Source organism: Azospirillum sp. Marseille-Q6669, from assembly GCF_965111635.1.
The window spans coordinates 1-17664 of sequence record NZ_CBCOOP010000007.1 but is presented as its reverse complement, the minus strand read 5'-3'; the positions used below and the strand labels follow the sequence as shown (position 1 = coordinate 17664).

General features: G+C 63.6%; 12 protein-coding genes. 2 read left to right on the top strand and 10 right to left on the bottom strand.

The features are described 5' to 3' along the window. Positions 1-20: 20 nt before the first annotated feature. From ACWPXE_RS31550 to ACWPXE_RS31540, 3 genes are read right to left on the bottom strand one after another with little or no spacing between them, the layout of a single operon-like run. Positions 21-1541, bottom strand: coding sequence for a TniQ family protein (locus tag ACWPXE_RS31550; protein WP_454020993.1), 1521 nt, complete (start codon positions 1539-1541; stop codon positions 21-23). Beyond that, positions 1538-2410, bottom strand: coding sequence for a TniB family NTP-binding protein (locus ACWPXE_RS31545; RefSeq protein ID WP_454020992.1), 873 nt, complete (start codon positions 2408-2410; stop codon positions 1538-1540). Before ACWPXE_RS31545 ends, ACWPXE_RS31550 begins: the two co-directional genes overlap by 4 nt. Further along, a complete protein-coding gene (locus tag ACWPXE_RS31540; protein WP_454020991.1) occupies positions 2403-4082 on the bottom strand; it encodes a Mu transposase C-terminal domain-containing protein in 1680 nt (559 codons plus the stop codon). The genes ACWPXE_RS31545 and ACWPXE_RS31540 overlap by 8 nt, the downstream gene beginning before the upstream one ends. Positions 4083-4570: 488 nt before the next feature. Here ACWPXE_RS31540 and ACWPXE_RS31535 point away from each other — a divergent pair, with 488 nt between their 5' ends. Continuing rightward, the gene (locus tag ACWPXE_RS31535) at positions 4571-5629 is read left to right on the top strand and encodes an IS630 family transposase (protein WP_454018128.1); all 1059 of its coding nucleotides are present in this window, start codon (positions 4571-4573) and stop codon (positions 5627-5629) included. Between the two features lie 594 nt (positions 5630-6223). Continuing rightward, a complete protein-coding gene (locus tag ACWPXE_RS31530; protein ID WP_454020990.1) occupies positions 6224-8389 on the top strand; it encodes a hypothetical protein in 2166 nt (721 codons plus the stop codon). Between the two features lie 415 nt (positions 8390-8804). Here the strand turns inward: ACWPXE_RS31530 and ACWPXE_RS31525 are convergent, their stop codons facing one another. From ACWPXE_RS31525 to ACWPXE_RS31495, 7 genes are all read right to left on the bottom strand, one after another. Beyond that, positions 8805-9752, bottom strand: coding sequence for a recombinase family protein (locus tag ACWPXE_RS31525; protein WP_454020989.1), 948 nt, complete (start codon positions 9750-9752; stop codon positions 8805-8807). 284 nt (positions 9753-10036) lie between these two features. Further along, entirely contained in the window at positions 10037-11095 is a 1059-nt protein-coding gene (locus ACWPXE_RS31520; RefSeq protein WP_454018128.1) for an IS630 family transposase, read from the bottom strand. Between the two features lie 90 nt (positions 11096-11185). Next, positions 11186-12763, bottom strand: coding sequence for a class I SAM-dependent methyltransferase (locus ACWPXE_RS31515; protein ID WP_454020988.1), 1578 nt, complete (start codon positions 12761-12763; stop codon positions 11186-11188). Between the two features lie 83 nt (positions 12764-12846). Beyond that, positions 12847-15459 (bottom strand): hypothetical protein, encoded by a 2613-nt coding sequence (locus ACWPXE_RS31510; RefSeq protein ID WP_454020987.1) that lies wholly within the window; start codon positions 15457-15459, stop codon positions 12847-12849. A 67-nt stretch (positions 15460-15526) separates the two neighbouring features. Further along, complete coding sequence (locus tag ACWPXE_RS31505; protein WP_237908290.1) at positions 15527-15886, bottom strand: hypothetical protein; 360 nt, start codon at positions 15884-15886, stop codon at positions 15527-15529. A gap of 194 nt (positions 15887-16080) precedes the next feature. Beyond that, positions 16081-16620 carry a D-glycero-beta-D-manno-heptose 1,7-bisphosphate 7-phosphatase gene (gene gmhB, locus ACWPXE_RS31500; RefSeq protein ID WP_454020986.1) on the bottom strand — a complete coding sequence of 180 codons (540 nt, stop codon included), beginning with the start codon at positions 16618-16620 and terminating at the stop codon, positions 16081-16083. Positions 16621-16725: 105 nt separating this feature from the next. Beyond that, positions 16726-17664, bottom strand: a 939-nt coding sequence (locus ACWPXE_RS31495) for a replication protein RepA (RefSeq protein ID WP_109067617.1), incomplete at its 5' end; no start/stop codon positions are given.

Genomic DNA, 17664 nt, shown 5'->3' with positions numbered 1-17664 from the left:
ATCGTGACGGCGGTTTAATATCAACGCTTCTTCCGGGATGGAGCGGGCGGGTGGTGTAGTATGGCGCCGATCATTCCGCACCACGCCTCTTGATTCAAGCATTGGACCGCCGCGGCGGACAGTTTGCGCAGCACCGCTCGCCGTTGGCGCGCACGGAGCTTTCTGGTCGGCAAGGGGCCATAGGTCTCCAAGGCGAATTGGACGGCCTGCGTGATGTGCGTCGGGATAGCGGGCACCGACACCGGTTGCGGTGGAGCTGTGTGCGCCTCCCGGATCGCCGGTGCTGGTTTCGCCAGGAACCGTCCCAGACCAGTTCGCTCATCCTGGCTGGCCCTCCACGCGTCCCGGCGGACCTGCCCGATCAGGCTCGCCGCCTTCGTGTTAGCGGCCACAAACCCGGCATGGAACGGCCGGTCGATCGGAAACCGCGATCTCCATCCGGTATGACGGTTGCGGATCGCGTCGGAAAACAGAACCCTCGTCCAGGCGGTGTGATTCCACTGCGCCTCGGCCAAGCGCGCGGAATGGCTCGGATCGTTGCTCCATTGATCGGTCGCGGCGATGGCCAGTCCGGTGCGGACGCCATCACCGCTCCAGTCCCGGCGGGACAAGGCGTGCCCAGTCAGAAGCAGAGACAGCATCTCGCCCGGCCAAAATTCCAGCAGGAGCCCGACCAGCCCCATGAACTGTCCGGCGTCGCGTTCGGTCTTGCGGTGAACCGGGTTGGCGGTGTGCAGACCGGCCAGCAGCGTGCGCATCGGATCGGCTACGAGTTGCCACGCCAGAACCAGGGAGATGACCGGGTCGTTCCGTTCCGCCGGCGGCAGCGGCATCGGTTCGCCGGCCTCGTTCCGGGAGAAGGCTTGCCGAATGCGGAACCCGGCCAGATCACGGAACTCATCGAACTCGGTGACGCGGACGCTGAGATATGCGTTCAGCACAAACACAAACCGCACGAAGGCCGCGACCGTGAGGGCTGGAGCCATCCGTGTGCCGACGATGCCTTCAAAGGCCCGCGGATCGAACGCCGCCCGGTCGAGAAATGTGATGATGGTCCGCACCTGGCCGTAGAAGGGCGCCAGCGGGAGCCCTTCCGCCACGTCCCTCGGCTTCGGGCAGGGCGGATGATCGGGGCAGACGACGCGCCACACGGCCCACGCATGAAGCAAGCCGACAGGCCGCCCGGCCCGACGAGACGCCTCGTCCACGCAGGCTGCGCAAGGGAGGTGGTGGTCGTGGCAGGCGTCCTCCAGCTCACGGTCCAGCCCGGAGAAGGTCATGCGCTGCAGAACCTCCGGAGCTACCCTGGTGTCGGCCTGAAGCCGCTCCATCACGCTCGGCAGCGGCCGGATCACCAGGTCCAGGTGGATATCCTTGGTCACCCAGCGATGCGGAATGCCCAACCGTCGAAGGTATGTTCCTGGCATCAGCCCGTAGGTGCGAGCGATCGCCCAGACCCAGCTGCCCAGAGCCTCTCCGCTCGCCGGCAACGGCACCACCGGCAATTCCGGCATGGTGGTGAACAGAGGTTTGTCGGTCATGCCAGAACCGGCAGGCTGACGTAATCCTTGATCATCTCCGGCGTGATGCGTTCTTCCCCGGAGCGGATGGCATCGATGCCGAGGTCGATCAACGTTTCGAACAGCTTGGCGGTCCCGCCGTCGCTGTGGGTCAGCAGGGTCTTGAGCGCGCGTGCCGTCAGGGGCGAGGGGCGGCGCAGCGGCAAGGAGCGCAGGATGCTGCCGACCAAGGCCTGGAACTCCTCCCCGGCCCCCCACATCGGCAGTTCGATGAAACGGAAACGCCGTGTCAGCTGGCGGTCGTGCATCAGGGCCTCGCGGGCGTCCTGAATGCCGAAGAGCACCAGCGGAATGCCCAGCTCGTTGGACAGGTTCCGGATCACCGCCAGCATCATGCGCTGCTGCCGCACGCTGCCCATCAGCATGTTGTGCGCCTCGTCGACCAGGATCTGACGGACGCCCATCAGGCGGTAAAGGGCAACCACCCGATCCGCCATGACCGGCATGCTGCTGCAGGATTCGCTGACCGGCGCGTCGATGGCGCTGAGCAGCTTGATGTAGAACCAGCGGACGTCGCACATCGGCGGCATTTCCAGGCCGACCACCGCCGTGCGCCGCACACCGGTTTTCTTGTCGAAGACCGCCGGGTGGTCGCGCAGGTGCTTTTCCATGATGGTCGACTTGCCCTGTCCGGACTCGCCCCAGACCAGCAGGTTGGGCTTCACCACGCCGCTCGGCTGGTTGATCTGGTCGCTCAGCAGGTCGAGCACCATGCGGCAGCGCGGGTATTCGGTGAAGCGGCGGGTTTGCATCCGGGCGATGCGCTCCTCGGGGGACAGCCCGATCACATCGCGCGCCGAGGTTCCCAGATGCCCGTGTGCGTCAGTCATCCCACTCCTCGGTCTCGTAGAAGGGCAGGTCGAGAGGAACATCGTCGGCGTCCTCGGCGATGACCTGGAACTCCGCGTCGATCGTCCGCGTGGTATCGGGGGCCGGCAGCGTCGGTCCCGATCCCGGCCGGGCACCGCGGGCGTGCTCCAGCCGCGCCCGCCGGCTGCGGCCGCGGGCCTCGTCGACCAGCTTGCGTCGCGCCAGCACCATCTCGAAGATCATCGCCTCGTCGACGCCGGCTCGTCCCTGCCGGCGCAGCGCGCGGGTGGCCGCCTTCAGCTCCCACTTGGAGATGGCCGGACGGCGCAGGTTCCGGTAGGGCACCTCCAGGTACTCCCCCGACACGCCCCGGACGAAGACCTTAAACAGGTTGGCCGGGGCGTAGTGGACCGTCACCCACGCGTTGTTGTGAAGGAAGGGTGTCAGCGCGTCGTGCCAGTAGAGGACGTTGAAGAGGTGGATGCCGTCCTGCTGGACCTTCCGGTCCTCGAACGGCAGGAAGTCGCGGTGGAACGTCCGCAAGTCAGCCGGCGTGCGGAAGGTTCGCCCCTCCGTGTCGGCGGTCCATTTGGCGAGCGGTGCCGTGCCGATGCCTTCGTGGAAGCTGGCGTGATGCTCCAGGATGATGCTGGCCACCAGCCACTCGATCTCGGCGATGGTGAGGCAGGCGTTGCCGGCCGGATCGTAGATGCCCCGCTCCTTGATGTTGGAGAAGGTGGTGCCGGGCAGCAGGTGCAGCTCCTGCATGAGATGGCCGATGCGTCGCTCGACATGGCCGCCCATGTGCGGCGTTCCCGGTGGCCGGTACCGCACCTCGATGCCGTAATCCTCGCAGGCCCGGGTGAAGGCCTTGGAGTGGAACTCCTTGCCGTTGTCGACGTGGATGACCTCGCACAGGCCCGCGACCGGCCATTTGGCCGGAAGACCGCGCGTCGACAGCCAGTCGCTCTTGTCCATCACCGCGTGGGCGACGCAGGCCGCCACGCTGGACGCGCTGGGCCGATCGAAGGTCAGGTAGAAGCCGCAGTACATCCGGGTTCGGATGTCCACCGCCAGGGTGATGAACGGGCGTCCGATGACCTCCAGCGTGTCGGGCTCCACCCCCATCACGTCGGTTGGGGTGTGGTCGATCTGGACGATCTCCAGGGCACGCTCGGCCTCCAGCGATCCGCGGATCAGGTTGAAGTCCTCGCGCGCCTTCTTGGGGCCGTGGCGCCGCTTGGTCTGCTCCCGCTTGCTGATGACCGCCAAGCGGGCTTCGACGGTTTCGCGGGCCGGCTTGCCCAGCCCTTCGGCGGCGCACCGGGCATGGATGCCCTTCATCAGCAGCGATTTCTTCGGCTTGAGAAGATCCATGTAGCGGGTCTGGATCTCCTCCTCGATGATCGTCTCGACACGAGGATGCAGGCGCCGCAACCCTGCTTGCGGCCCAGGGATCTTGGGCAGCAGGGAGCGGGTTCGCGGGTCGGCGGCATACGCTTTGACGAGGCGATAAAGGTACTGGAGGGTGATCCCAAGCTCGTTGGCCGCGGCAACCATGGCCTCGCTGCGGGCTCCGTACAGAACCGGCTGCTGAACGAGCGTTCTGATGACCCGTTCACGCTTCCGCGCGGTCTGCCAGACCTCGTCAGGCACCTTGGTCAGGGGAGTATCAGTCGGAGATCGGGCCAAGACTTTTCACCTGATCCGCTCAGCACTTTTAACCAGAATACCTCTTTTTCTAAACTGATCTATTCAACCAAATTTCCTACAACCCCGCGGTTTTCCTGGTGAGCTTTTAAACAGATCTACTCTGCGGCGACAGTCGGTGTCGCTGACGGGTAGATCAGTTTAGAAGCCGGTTTTCCGCGGCTTCCGCCCCGGACCGGCCGCCGTTTTGCAGACCAGATCCGTTTAGAAGAGAGTGGATCGGTTTAGAACCGGGCCGTCGCCGCCAAGATCGGCCGCTCCAAGCGAGCCAGGGCGCTCAACTTCAGCCAGATTGCCAAGCCATTCCGCCAATGTCCGCAGCCCGGTTTTGCGGTCCGCGGTCCGGCGCCCTGATCCACGTCGCAGATCTCCTTTGGGACGCTCCCGATCCCGGGATGTCGCTCCGGCTTTATGATACCGACGGCGTGTGAAGGCTTCCTTTGAGGCGAGCCCGATCCACCTGATTTGGCATGGGCAGCAAGGTTCACCTGGTTCATCACCTTGACGCCGATGAGTTGCATCGGCTGTACAAGGCCGCGACGGATGCGACGGAGCGGACGCATCTGCAAATCATCTGGCTGCTGACCAGTGGGCGCTCGGCCCAGTTCGTGGCCGAGGTGACGGGGTACACGCCGCGCTGGGTCAGCGTCATCGTGGGACGCTATAACGAGGCCGGGGTTGCGGGGCTGGGTGACCAGCGCCAGTTCAACCCCGGCGCCAGACCGCTGCTCGACGAAAACCAGCGACAAAGCCTGAGGACTAGCCTGGCCGATCCGCCGCCCGGCCGCGGTTTGTGGACGGGCCACTCGGTCGCCCAGTGGATCGCCGGCATGCTTGGCCGGCTCGTCTCACCCCGGCGCGGCACCGATTATCTGGGCCGGCTCGGCTTCACCCGCCAAATACCGCGCCCCCGCCATGCCGAAGCCGATCCCTTGGCCCAGGAGGTCTTCAAGGCCCGGTTCCGCCGCCGTGTGCAGGCCCTCCAGCAGGAAGACCCGGACACACCCTTGGAGGTGTGGGCGATGGATGAGCATCGCGTCGGGCTGAAGCCGGTGCTCCGCCGAGTGTGGGCGCCGCGCGGCCGCCGGCCGGTGGCGCGCGGCCACCAGCGCTTCGAGTGGATGTATCTCGCGGGCTTCGTACGGCCGAGCACCGGACAGGTGATCTGGTTTCTCGTCGATGGCCTCGATGCGCCCATGTTCGGTGCTATCCTGGACGCCTTTGCCCGCGAGGTCGGGGCCGGGCCCACCAAGCAGGTGCTCATCGTCCTCGATGGCGCGGGCTGGCATGTCGCCGGCTCGCTGGACATCCCGGAGGGCATCACGCTGGAGTTCTTACCCCCGTATTCCCCCGAATTGCAGCCCGCCGAGCATCTCTGGCCACTGACCAACGAGACGATCGCCAACACCTACTTCGAGGATCTCGATGCCCTCGATCAAGCACTCGCCGATCGCTGCTGCGGTCTCGCCGATGATCCCGACCGTATCCGCGCCGCCACATGGTTCCACTGGTGGCCGCAATTCGCATGAATTCCAAGCAATGGAAGCCTTCATGCGCCATCGGTATCACTTCTTCGAGAGGCGCGGCGCGTAGCGAGTGGCCGGAAAAGGTCCGCTCGCGTAGCGCGGCCTGCAGCAGAGGGCCGTGTGACGGACGCTTCACTGACCGGGGTTTTCAGCCAGAAAATTTGACCGTTACGGCAACACCGGCATCGTGGGTGGTGTCCAGTTCGCTGTTGATCTGTTCCACGAAGGAGCGAGCAATCCCAATGCTGGGGGCTTTGCGTCATGCCATATGGGGCTTTCTTCGGCCCTTCGCCTGTGGGGCCCTACGCGAAACTCCCGACAGTCCCCACCACTTCCAACCCTGGTTCCAAGATGAAGCCTGCTTCGACCAGAAGGGCCGCAACGTACATCGCTGGTGGGTGCGTGGGCAACGGTCGCGCACAGCCTTTCTTCCGCGTTCTCTAAAGTATAAGGTTGTTTGCGTTTGGTCACACCACCAATGTCATATTGGTTGTATGAGTAAGTGCGGTACTGGGCCGCCTCGAAGACCGACTAAGGTCACGTTCACAACGTGGCGTAAATGGCTAGCTGCGATCACAGAACACAGTAAGGCGTATTATGATTAAGAGCCCGCTTTCTGTTTTTGTTAAGAAAATTTCCGGGAAAAAAACTGAAGAGCGTTTGCTCAATGATAAGTTGCGAATTGATGATCGTTTTATCAGTCAAGATGAGAGAAACTTTTGTTTCGATTATATTATCCTTGGTGGTAGCAATATACATGCGTTTGAAGATTTTTTTAACGCAGTTGGTCGTACTCATCGTATTTGGCGTGGATCAACGATCTCGTTTGTATCAAAGCCAATAGCTCCGCCGTCATTGCCGTCAGAGATGCCTTCCGGATTGGCGAGGCAGATTGTGGAAGATTGCACGAAATCTGCAGCATTGCGTTTGTTGTCGAATCTTCACTCTGCTCTCATTGTGGAGTTCTTGCGTGATATTTCGACCGGATGCATTCGCATTAATGACAGCTATATTTCAAATAATAACCAAACTTCTTGGCATGTCTCCGTTGATAATAAGGCGATTTTTGGGGAAGGTGTCATTGAGATTGACGCTGTTTCTGAATTTCATGACATTCTTTTGCGTGATTCTCTGAAGAAATTTTATGAATTGTATATTATGCCTAGACTGAATATTTCAGTACCTGTTTTTGTTATTAGGCAGTATTTTGTTGAATTTTTTTTGAACGAGTCTGGGGATTTCGAAACCGGATGGGGAAAGCATGGGTGGTTTAATATTGAAAGGAGAAATTTTATTAATGGAAAGCTTGACTGGATATACAAATACCTTGAAGAGCTAGACGATAGAATCGTATTTATTGATCAACCAAAGGAGCTTCTTTTTTCGGATTGTTTGGCGCCATTTGGCGAGAATGAAAGGCATGCGTGTGTAGAGGCGCAAAACGAAATGGCAAGGGACATACTTCATACATCTACCAAGATATTTGAAGCGGCGGCTCTTCCCGCTGAATTCGAGCAACGCGAGCATTTTTTCAGGAATAGCATTCCGATTTCCCATTATAGAAATATTCTTCGCGAAAAAGTAGTTGAACGCACTAAAGGTAACTATTTTAGAAAGAAATTCGAGGAGGCGCAATCTATAGTTGCCGCGCAGGGCGCCGAGCTCACCGGAGCGCAGGCGGCACTCGCCGCACGGGATGCCGAACTCACCGGAGCGCAGGCCGCACTCGCCGCGCAGGGCGCCGAGCTCACCGGAGCGCAGGCGGCACTCGCCGCACGGGATGCCGAACTCACCGGAGCGCAGGCGGCACTCGCCGCACGGGATGCCGAACTCACCGGAGCGCAGGCCGCACTCGCCGCGCAGGGCGCCGAGCTCACCGGAGCGCAGGCCGCGCTCGCCGCACGGGATGCCGAACTCACCGGAGCGCAGGCCGCACTCGCCGCGCAGGGCGCCGAGCTCACCGGAGCGCAGGCCGCGCTCGCCGCACGGGATGCCGAGCTCACCGCAGCGCAGGCCGCACTCGCCGCGCAGGGCGCCGAGCTCACCGGAGCGCAGGCCGCGCTCGCCGCACGGGATGCCGAGCTCACCGCAGCGCAGGCCGCACTCGCCGCGCAGGGCGCCGAGCTCACCGGAGCGCAGGCCGCGCTCGCCGCACGGGATGCCGAACTCACCGGAGCGCAGGCCGCGCTCGCCGCACGGAATGCCGAGCTCACCGGAGCGCAGGCGGCACTCGCCGCACGGGATGCCGAACTCACCGGAGCGCAGGCGGCACTCGCCGCACGGGATGCCGAACTCACCGGAGCGCAGGCCGCGCTCGCCGCACGGGATGCCGAACTCACCGGAGCGCAGGCCGCGCTCGCCGCACGGGATGCCGAGCTCACCGGAGCGCAGGCCGCACTCGCCGCACGGGATGCCGAACTCACCGGAGCGCAGGCCGCACTCGCCGCGCAGGGCGCCGAACTCACCGGAGCGCAGGCCGCACTCGCCGCACGGGATGCCGAACTCACCGGAGCGCAGGCCGCACTCGCCGCGCAGGGCGCCGAACTCACCGGAGCGCAGGCCGCGCTCGCCGCACGGGATGCCGAGCTCACCGCAGCGCAAGCCGCACTCGCCGCACGGGATGCCGAGCTCACCGCAGTGCAAGCCGCACTCGCCGCACGGGATGCCGAACTCACCGGAGCGCAGGCCGCGCTCGCCGCACAAAGTGAAGTATTGCCACGTGGTAATAAAATTTTATCTCTAAGCCCATTGATTGTTATATAACTAAAATCATTAAATCTGATATTTACGGATGATAGGTGTGTCCAAGAAGCAGATTTATGTCAGGCCATAGCATTATTATGTCTCGCTATATTTTTTAAAAGTGAATTCATTAATAATAAATGAGGTACAAATACTAGATAATTGATAAAATTTGCCTTTTCGAATTGCTTTTTACGTTTCATACTACGTTGTAAATGCTGTCAGTATTAGCTAATGCTTTGTTTTTTGAGGAACTCTGTGGGATAGTTCAAGAAACCATTGCCAAACGTGTGAAGAACTGCGACGAATGCCCTTCGCCGAAACTAGAATCCCTGGTTTCGGTTTGCCTCCGGCCTCCGTCTACCAGCGGATGGCCGAAGACATTCTCCGCGGTCCGGTTTGGCAAGCCGCGTGCCGGCTCGATGCCAAGGACCGATCAAGCTTTTGGGGCGCTTGGCGCGTCAGGTGCCCGGCGACGAGCCCGCCTCCCCTCGGCCACTGGGATGATCAGTCCGAACCGCTCAGCGCGGTCAAGCAGCGCTTTAACCGAAGACGCCGACCAAGTCGTGCCACGGCGCGGCGTGCGGATGTGCATCTCCTCCAAGCGCGCGGCGATCGCGCGCAGGCTGATGGTCGGGTCAGCCCCCTTGATGCCGGCGATGACCAGCAGGAGGTCGTCCTTGGGCGGCTTGCGCGGTGCCGGCGCGATCAGGTCCGGCTCGGCCAAGCCTTCCGCGACAAGGCGGTGGACCGCCCGCGACAGCCGGTCGGCGGTCCAGGTCCGGTCGGGCGAGCCAAGCCGGCCGAGCGTCTTGGCCACTTTGCCCCAAGAGTTCCCCGGGCGCATGGAGCGCACCTTGGGCAGCCAAGCCTCCATGCTTGCCAACAGATCGGCCACATATTGCCGGTCGCGGATGGCGGAGAGCGTCGCAATGGCGTCGGGATCGCGGCGCTTGAGGGCGGGATTGCCTCCCACCCGTCCACGCGCCTTGGCCGCCCGCAATCCGGCCTTGGTGCGCTCACGGATCAACGCGCGCTCCAACTCCGCCGCAGCGCCCAAAACCTGCAGGGCGAACTTGCCCTGCGGTGTGGAGGTGTCGATCGGGTCGCGCAGCGACTTGAAGTGGGCGCCGACCGTTTCCAGCCCCTCGATCACGTCGAGCAGGTGGGAGAGCGAACGGGCCAGCCGGTCAATGCGCGCCACGACCAGGATGTCACCGCGCTTCACCTGGGCGACGGCCTTGGCGAGTTCCGGGCGTGCCCGGCTGGCGCCCGATGCCTTTTCCTCGAAGATCACCGAGCAGCCGGCGGCTTTCAGCTCGTCGAGCTGGCTGAGGGTGGCTTGGTCTTCGGTGGAAACGCGGGCGTAGCCGATGAGGGCCATGGAGTCCGTTCATGAAAGCGGAAAAACTGCCCCACTGTACAATTCAATCCGTTATGAGGAAACGATCGTTTGGCCGCCTGTACAATCCATTTGAACAGCCTGACGCGCCAGCCAGCGTCGCTCGCAAGGTGGGCGCGAGGATGGGTATGGGATGGGTGGGAGTCGGCTCATAAATAAAGCCGGAGAAAAGTTCGGTCTTGAAGCCGGAAGACGGGCCGAAATGGCTGAAAACCACGAGAGTCCGCTCATACCGATGGCGCATGAAGGCTTCCATTGCTTGGAATTCATGCGAATTGCGGCCACCAGTGGAACCATGTGGCGGCGCGGATACGGTCGGGATCATCGGCGAGACCGCAGCAGCGATCGGCGAGTGCTTGATCGAGGGCATCGAGATCCTCGAAGTAGGTGTTGGCGATCGTCTCGTTGGTCAGTGGCCAGAGATGCTCGGCGGGCTGCAATTCGGGGGAATACGGGGGTAAGAACTCCAGCGTGATGCCCTCCGGGATGTCCAGCGAGCCGGCGACATGCCAGCCCGCGCCATCGAGGACGATGAGCACCTGCTTGGTGGGCCCGGCCCCGACCTCGCGGGCAAAGGCGTCCAGGATAGCACCGAACATGGGCGCATCGAGGCCATCGACGAGAAACCAGATCACCTGTCCGGTGCTCGGCCGTACGAAGCCCGCGAGATACATCCACTCGAAGCGCTGGTGGCCGCGCGCCACCGGCCGGCGGCCGCGCGGCGCCCACACTCGGCGGAGCACCGGCTTCAGCCCGACGCGATGCTCATCCATCGCCCACACCTCCAAGGGTGTGTCCGGGTCTTCCTGCTGGAGGGCCTGCACACGGCGGCGGAACCGGGCCTTGAAGACCTCCTGGGCCAAGGGATCGGCTTCGGCATGGCGGGGGCGCGGTATTTGGCGGGTGAAGCCGAGCCGGCCCAGATAATCGGTGCCGCGCCGGGGTGAGACGAGCCGGCCAAGCATGCCGGCGATCCACTGGGCGACCGAGTGGCCCGTCCACAAACCGCGGCCGGGCGGCGGATCGGCCAGGCTAGTCCTCAGGCTTTGTCGCTGGTTTTCGTCGAGCAGCGGTCTGGCGCCGGGGTTGAACTGGCGCTGGTCACCCAGCCCCGCAACCCCGGCCTCGTTATAGCGTCCCACGATGACGCTGACCCAGCGCGGCGTGTACCCCGTCACCTCGGCCACGAACTGGGCCGAGCGCCCACTGGTCAGCAGCCAGATGATTTGCAGATGCGTCCGCTCCGTCGCATCCGTCGCGGCCTTGTACAGCCGATGCAACTCATCGGCGTCAAGGTGATGAACCAGGTGAACCTTGCTGCCCATGCCAAATCAGGTGGATCGGGCTCGCCTCAAAGGAAGCCTTCACACGCCGTCGGTATGAGACGGGGGGCCGGTCCTCAAGCGCTGGAGAGGTCAGGGGGCGGCAATCATGGCCATGTGCTCAGTGGCAACCGACATCATGTGCCGGGCACTCTCCGCATGCTCGGGCACCTTCTGGAGTTGTTCGGCCAAACGCTGCAGCCATCGCAGCCGGTCCACGACACGGTCTTGCCGGGCGTAGACGTTCAAGTCCAGGATCGCCAGACAGAAAGCCAGATGCAGAAGGGTGCCGTCCTTCGGCAAGGACTGCTCCACCAGTTCCTGATCTTCGAAAAGATCGAACAGGCGAACGGCCAACCGATAATCGCCGTCATGGACAAGCCGCACGAACAGCTGGGCGGCCTTGTTTAGGCGCAGGACCAGCGGAACGACCGTCTGGCCGTCGAAACGGCTTCCCGTCGGCCGCCCCAGAGACACCAGCGCCTCGATGGCGGCGTCGGGGTCGATCGGCCAGAGTGCATCGACGGCCTCGCAGCGTGCCTGAAAGACGGTGTTCTCCAAATCCCCGTCGAACAGCCCGCCGGCCTGCAGAGCGCCCCCCATCTCCACCGCCAGGCGTTCCGCCACCCGCAGGAAGGCCAAGGTTTCCAGCGAGTCCTGCGCCGGCAGGCACCGCGCCAGTAGACCCCGCGTGAACAGGACCGAGGCAAGGTTGTACGGTGCGCGCCTTGGCCGGCCCGGTCCGCCGGTGGGATCGCAGGACCCGATGGGAATCCGGCGGGGCCGCAGCAGGTCGATCCCGAAGCTCTCTTCATAGGCCTTGGCCAGCGTGCCGTAGAGTTCCAACGCTTCCAGGAACCGGCCGCTCAAGGCGTGGTGCCGGAAAAGCCGTGCTGCGGCACCGTTCCACACCGGCCCGCCCGGTGGCGAGACGCGCATGCGCTCTTTGAGATAGCGGGCGTAGACGGACGCATGCCCGCCCGCACCCCCCGCCGAGGACAATGTGATCGGTGCATCCGACGCGAAGGCGGTCAGTCCTGACCCGTTGACTTCCACCATGACATGGTTGAAGCCGGCCTTGCGCAGCGCGCGCCGGATCGACAGGGCTGTGTAGAGGATGAGGTGAGAGCCCGGCGCCAACAGGGCTCGAAGCATCCCCGGGGCGAAGGACGGCGTCAGAGCCTCCGCGTTGGGCGTCTTCAGCACCACGATGCCGCCGGGTGCCAGATGGTGGCGCAGGATCCCGATGAAGCCGTAGGGATCGTCGATGTGCTCGATCACTTCGGAGGAGTGGACGAGGTCGAACGGCTCTCCGATGCCGCTGTCGCGGTCCAGGTAGCGGGTGACGATCGGCGCGTCGAGCAGCTTCGCCCCGGAGCGCGCCAGACCGCAGGGGTCGACCCCCACCGCCCGCCAACCGAAACAGCGGGCCGCCATGTCGACGGTGAAGCCGAAGCCGCAGCCCACGTCCAACAGGCTGGCTGGCCGGTGCGCCCGCAGCCGCGACAGCGTGTCGGTCATACCCCAGACATCCGCGCCCTGCTCGGCGTAATATGCGGTGTAGTCGTCGGACGGGTCGTCTTCGTAGGAGGGGGGCGTACGGTCCTCGTAGAAATGCGCCGTGCAGACCCCGCAACGCAGCAGGACATGGGTCCTGTGCGTCTCGGTCACCGTCAACACCTCCGGATGATCCCCGTTCTTCCCACAGACCGGGCAGGCGTGACGGCGGCTCCGTCCGGAATCGGACCAAGCGATCACCGCTCGCCCCGCCGGGTAAGAGCTGCCGCGCGGACGGCACGCGCCGCCTTGAGATGCTCGATCTGCGGCGCGCGGTTGTTCGCCGTGGTGCGCAGGTCGTTCAGGCTGCCGATCAGGTTGGTGAACATTTGAAGCCCATCGCCCAACTGCTGGACACCGCCATGGCCGCGTTTCTCCAAGAAGCCGCGCAGCTTGTAATGCTCGTAGGCGTTCTCGAAGACGCCGTCGCGCAAGGCCTGATCCACGTCTCCGTTGACCTCCAGATAGGCGGCCTCGTTGAACTCGTCCGGGCTTAGCATCCGCCGGGTCATGCGGTTGAAGACGAAGGCGTAGGCGTCCTTCAGCGCGCGCAGGTGGAAGGGAGCATCCAGCCGTGCCGCCCGCAGCGCGTCGAGCCAAGGAGCCACCCCCCGGCGCCCGATCTGGCGGTCGTCCGGGATCATCGGCTCCTCGCCTCCCGCGATGAGCGTTTCGCGCGCCGTGCACAGGCCGTCGTACCAGGACTGGTATGTGTTGTCGCACAGTACACCGGCCCGCAGGGTGCTGTCGGCGAAGGGCGCCGCGGCGCTGAAGGCGCCGGCCAAGCCGGTCGCCAGGCACTCCAGCATCTTGATGTCGCTCTTGCCGTCGATAAAATCCTGGGTGGCCGGATCGGCGTGGGTTTCCAGCGGGCAGAACAGGATGGCCGGGGCCAGGGAGGACAGCAGCCGGAGATAATCCGCATAACGTTGCATCGGCAGCCTGTGGACGCGCACCCCGCTTTCGGTGATCAGCACGGGGGGCGTGTGGCCAACACAGACAAGCGTGAGGTCGAAGGCGAGGCAGAAATCCCGCAGAGCCTTCAAGACCGGTGCGGAGGAAACGGTGAGCGCCGGCATATCGCTCGACACCCAAACCACCGCCCCTGGTGGGCCGGACGGTCGCGGAGCGGCCGGACCCAGAGCCAAGTTCGGCGTGACGACGGCCTTGGTCACCACATCCGTGGCGGCGTAGTAACCGAGCTGGGAGGCCAGCCGGGCGGTGGAGCAGGACAGGACGGCGCATTGGCGCACGAGCAGCCGGCCCATCTGCATGTGTTCCGGCGGGAACGATTCCCGGTAGGTGGGCGAAACCAGAAGATGATCGTCGAGGTCCAGAACGAAGGGCTTCCCCAGCACATGCAGCGCCAGAGCGGTGGCGGAGGACGGCCGGCGCTGCAGCCAGATTGCGTCCACCGGAGTCTGGTCCGGGTTGTTCAGGGTGCTCATCACCATGCGGTCGCGCGACCAGACGGTGTAGCCGCCGATTTCGCCGCGCCGGTACAGTTCGCCAAACGGCGCATGAAGCCGCAATTCCCGCAGGTTTTCCGGTTCGTCGGACAGGACGAGGACATGGCGGGGAGCATCCTCGGAAACCGGTGCGCCGGCCGCCAGCCCGGCAGTTTTCCGCTCGGGCGTCCAGGCGATCTTCCGCCTCAGCCGCGTGAGCGCACGGTCCAGGCCATCGGCCAGCCGGTCGGCCGCGGCCTCCCACTGGAACGGTCCATCCTCGGCCATGCGGCGGGCGGCGGCGCGCATCGCGGCATAGCGCTCCAAGTCGGTGTCCACAGCGGCATCAAGCGCGCGCTCAAGGTCCGGCATACCTTCGTCGGCCGTTCCTCCCTGCGGTAGGATCAGGCCGCAACCGGCCTCCACGAGCCGCCGGTTCAGCACGGTCGGCAGGTTGCCAAGAACCGGGAGACCACAGGCGAGCGCGTTGACGGTGCGGATGGGAACCGCCATCCGGCGCTCGGTCGTGTCCGGGTAGACGTCGAGCGCGAAGCCTCCCACGCCAAGTCCGCGGAACAACTCTCCCACGCTGCGCCCGAAGGAAAGGGAAACCTGCGGCGAGTGACGGAGCCGTTCCAACTGGGCGCGCACAGCGATGTGGTCACGGCTCGCCGGATCGATCGTCCCCACAATGTCGACGCGCACGTCACCCCGCCGCTCCGCCCAGGCGACGATCCCGTCCAGATAGGCCAGGGACGAGTTCCAGGGATAAATGGTCCCGGCCAGACACAAGCGTTTTGGCGATCCGGCGCCGGACGCGTCCTCCGGCACCAGCGAACGCGGGGTACAGTAGGGAACGACGGCGGTGGGCGTGCCGGCCAGCCTGTGTCCGAACTTGGCGATCCAGTAGCCGTTCTGTTCCTCCGAGCCGGTAAGGGCGAGATCCGCCCCCGCTGTGGCAGCGATCACCTTGCCTTCTGCGAACGGCAGAAGGCCCGGAATGCCATGGGCGATCTCGTGGTCTTGCAAACCGTTCAAGTCGCAAATCTGCACCACATCCCCACAACCGGTCATCGGAACGGCGCGGGTGGTCGGCCACTGCCAGACGATAGCGTTCGGCTGGACCCGGCGGATCAGGCTGGACTGGTTTTTGGCGTCATACAGAAGGACGCCGTCGAGCCGGGCCGGGTCCTGGCGCCGCAGCAGCGTCACCATCTTGCTGGCGGCGGGAACGGCCGCGACGACCTCGTGCCCGGCCCCGCGCAGCATGTCTACAATCTGGCGAGAGCGCAGGCCACCCCCGGTCCCGGTGTCGCCGTCATCGGGTAGCCAGTCGATTGCGAAGACGAGAAGACGCGCCATTCGTGTATTCCGCCAAGGAGCAAGGGAAGGGTAGGCTTATTGGCCTGCACACAAGGAGTGAGTCCTGTCAGACGACTTCGTTGGCGATGGCCATGACCTCGGAAATCTGCTGGTCCTGTATGCGGAGGATATCGACCATGTCGGCAAAGGCCTGGAAAGCCCGATCGTCGAAGGTCCATTCCGCTTGGTCGGCCGTTCGCCTGGGGGCCGACAGGGTTGTGGCGGCGGCGTTCAGCAGAAGCATCAGGGCGTCACGGTCTTCATCCTGGATGTCCAGCCCGGTGGCGAGGCGTGCGGATGCCTGCTGGCAGGCGACCGTCAGGCTGTCTTCCTCGATCCATCGCAGAACACTCGATAGGAAATCCGAAGCGCTGGGCGTTTCTTGGCGGATGAGGGTGGAAACGGGGCTTGGCATGATCTGGGGCATCAGAGACCGGCTTGGCTCGTGGCATACCTGTTGATGGGAGCACATGCCCAGAAGTTGACTAAAGAATCATTTACATTCGCGCAGAGGATGGATGATTGCGGCAAAACCGATGAAGAGGAGAGTTGCGTGGGCGATTGAACACGCTTGCCCCATTTCGCCTGGGCAGGCGACGCGCCGGCCTTGCGGCATGCCCGTCAGGCGAGATGGGGGATCAGGTCCGAAAGCTGCCGGATGGTCAGTGTCGCCATGCCTTCCGGGACCGTGCCGGATTTCGTCAGCATGATCCGCCGCGGGATGCCGGCGGCTTGCGCTGCAGCCATGTCGGTTGGCTGGTCGCCCAGAAACACTGACCGGAAGAGGTCGAGGTTCAGCCTCCTGGCTGCTTCCAGAATCATGCCAGGGTTGGGTTTGCGCCAGAAGCTGTCGCGGGTGTAACGCTCGACCTTGCCGGTGCGATGATAGGGGCAATGGAAAACTCCGGCGAGTTCCACGCCTTGGGCCAGGAACATTTCCCGCATCCAGTCGCTCAGATGCAGAAACTCGGCTTCGGTGAAGTAGCCGCGTGCGATGCCGGATTGGTTGGTGATCAGGGCGACCCGGAAACCGCGGTCCACCGCGTGCCGTGCCAAGGGGAAGATGCCATTCATGAACGTGAAGCGGCCGATATCACCGACGTAGCCGTGGTCGACGTTCACGACTCCATCACGGTCCAGCAGCAGCGCCTTGCAAGGCATGAAGGCCCCTGATCGAATGGGGTGGTTTGGAGTGTTGTCGCGAGGCGTTGCGCGGCGCTATTTGGAGTCTTGTCGCGTGTCCCTAAACGCGCCCGCAAGCCCGGTTCAGCGCATGAACTGGGTCATTTTCCGTTCCGGAATAGGGGGGGGTGAGGGATGCAGGAGCAGCCCGTGATCCTCGACATCGACCCGGGCTTCCGGATAGACGGCAAGAGCGAGCTGAAGCGCTTCAATGAAGCGTTTCCGGAAATCACGCAGACGGGAATAACCGGCGCCGAACTGTTCGAACACTGCGGGCCAAGTGATGGTCGTGGACTTGCTCAGGCTGTGCAGTCTGTAAGCCAGCCAGATGTAGATATCGATGCTGGTGCTGTTGTTCTGGATATGGCGTAGCGCCGGTTCCCAGATCGGAACAGGGTGGGCTTTCAGTTCGCGGAAGAACGCTTCTGAAAGCAGAACGCGGTCTTCCCACAGAGTGCCTTGCGGGGAATTGTGTTCCGACGAGAAATGGATGCCGCCCTTGACAATCGAATCCTTTTCAAAGCCCAGGCTGTTGGCGTCTTCCCAGGCGAAGGTCAGGTTGCAGGCGGCGATCCGCGACGCTTGTTCCCGGATGTCGCGGTAGGTTTGACCACCGACCGACAGGCCCATGCGGTCGAGCCAGTCGTGCATGCTGCGGCCCAACTCGACCTCCCGGCTGTCGGTCTGGAGGGCCCGTGTCTGTAGATAAAGCAGGATCATGCGCGCCCGGCTGCCATAGGGAACGCCATAGAGTTTGAAGCCGCCACCACGAACAGGCAGTCGGCCCGGCTCGATCAGCAAACGAATCCGATGCCCGCGCCTTTCCCAAGGCTGGTCGTCGGGAAGGCGTCGATGCGGAAGCGCGGTCAAGGCAAAGCCTGAATAGGTAATGCCAAGGTCCTGGCGTTCTTCTTCCAGTACCGCAGCCGCGATGTCCACCAGAGACCGTTGATCAGGGTCGGTCTGGAGTGCTTTGGCCTGTTCACGGCCCACTTGGCTGATCAGGCGATGCAACTGGCCCAT

What these genes read in the sequence shown, in the direction of transcription:
- ACWPXE_RS31530 (WP_454020990.1), top strand. Translation starts at nt 6,224, where the DNA reads ATGATTAAGAGCCCGCTTTCTGTTTTTGTTAAGAAAATTTCCGGGAAA.
- ACWPXE_RS31505 (WP_237908290.1), bottom strand. Translation starts at nt 15,886, where the DNA reads ATGCCCCAGATCATGCCAAGCCCCGTTTCCACCCTCATCCGCCAAGAA.
- gmhB (WP_454020986.1), bottom strand. Translation starts at nt 16,620, where the DNA reads ATGCCTTGCAAGGCGCTGCTGCTGGACCGTGATGGAGTCGTGAACGTC.
- ACWPXE_RS31535 (WP_454018128.1), top strand. Translation starts at nt 4,571, where the DNA reads ATGGGCAGCAAGGTTCACCTGGTTCATCACCTTGACGCCGATGAGTTG.
- ACWPXE_RS31550 (WP_454020993.1), bottom strand. Translation starts at nt 1,541, where the DNA reads ATGACCGACAAACCTCTGTTCACCACCATGCCGGAATTGCCGGTGGTG.
- ACWPXE_RS31520 (WP_454018128.1), bottom strand. Translation starts at nt 11,095, where the DNA reads ATGGGCAGCAAGGTTCACCTGGTTCATCACCTTGACGCCGATGAGTTG.
- ACWPXE_RS31525 (WP_454020989.1), bottom strand. Translation starts at nt 9,752, where the DNA reads ATGGCCCTCATCGGCTACGCCCGCGTTTCCACCGAAGACCAAGCCACC.
- ACWPXE_RS31545 (WP_454020992.1), bottom strand. Translation starts at nt 2,410, where the DNA reads ATGACTGACGCACACGGGCATCTGGGAACCTCGGCGCGCGATGTGATC.
- ACWPXE_RS31510 (WP_454020987.1), bottom strand. Translation starts at nt 15,459, where the DNA reads ATGGCGCGTCTTCTCGTCTTCGCAATCGACTGGCTACCCGATGACGGC.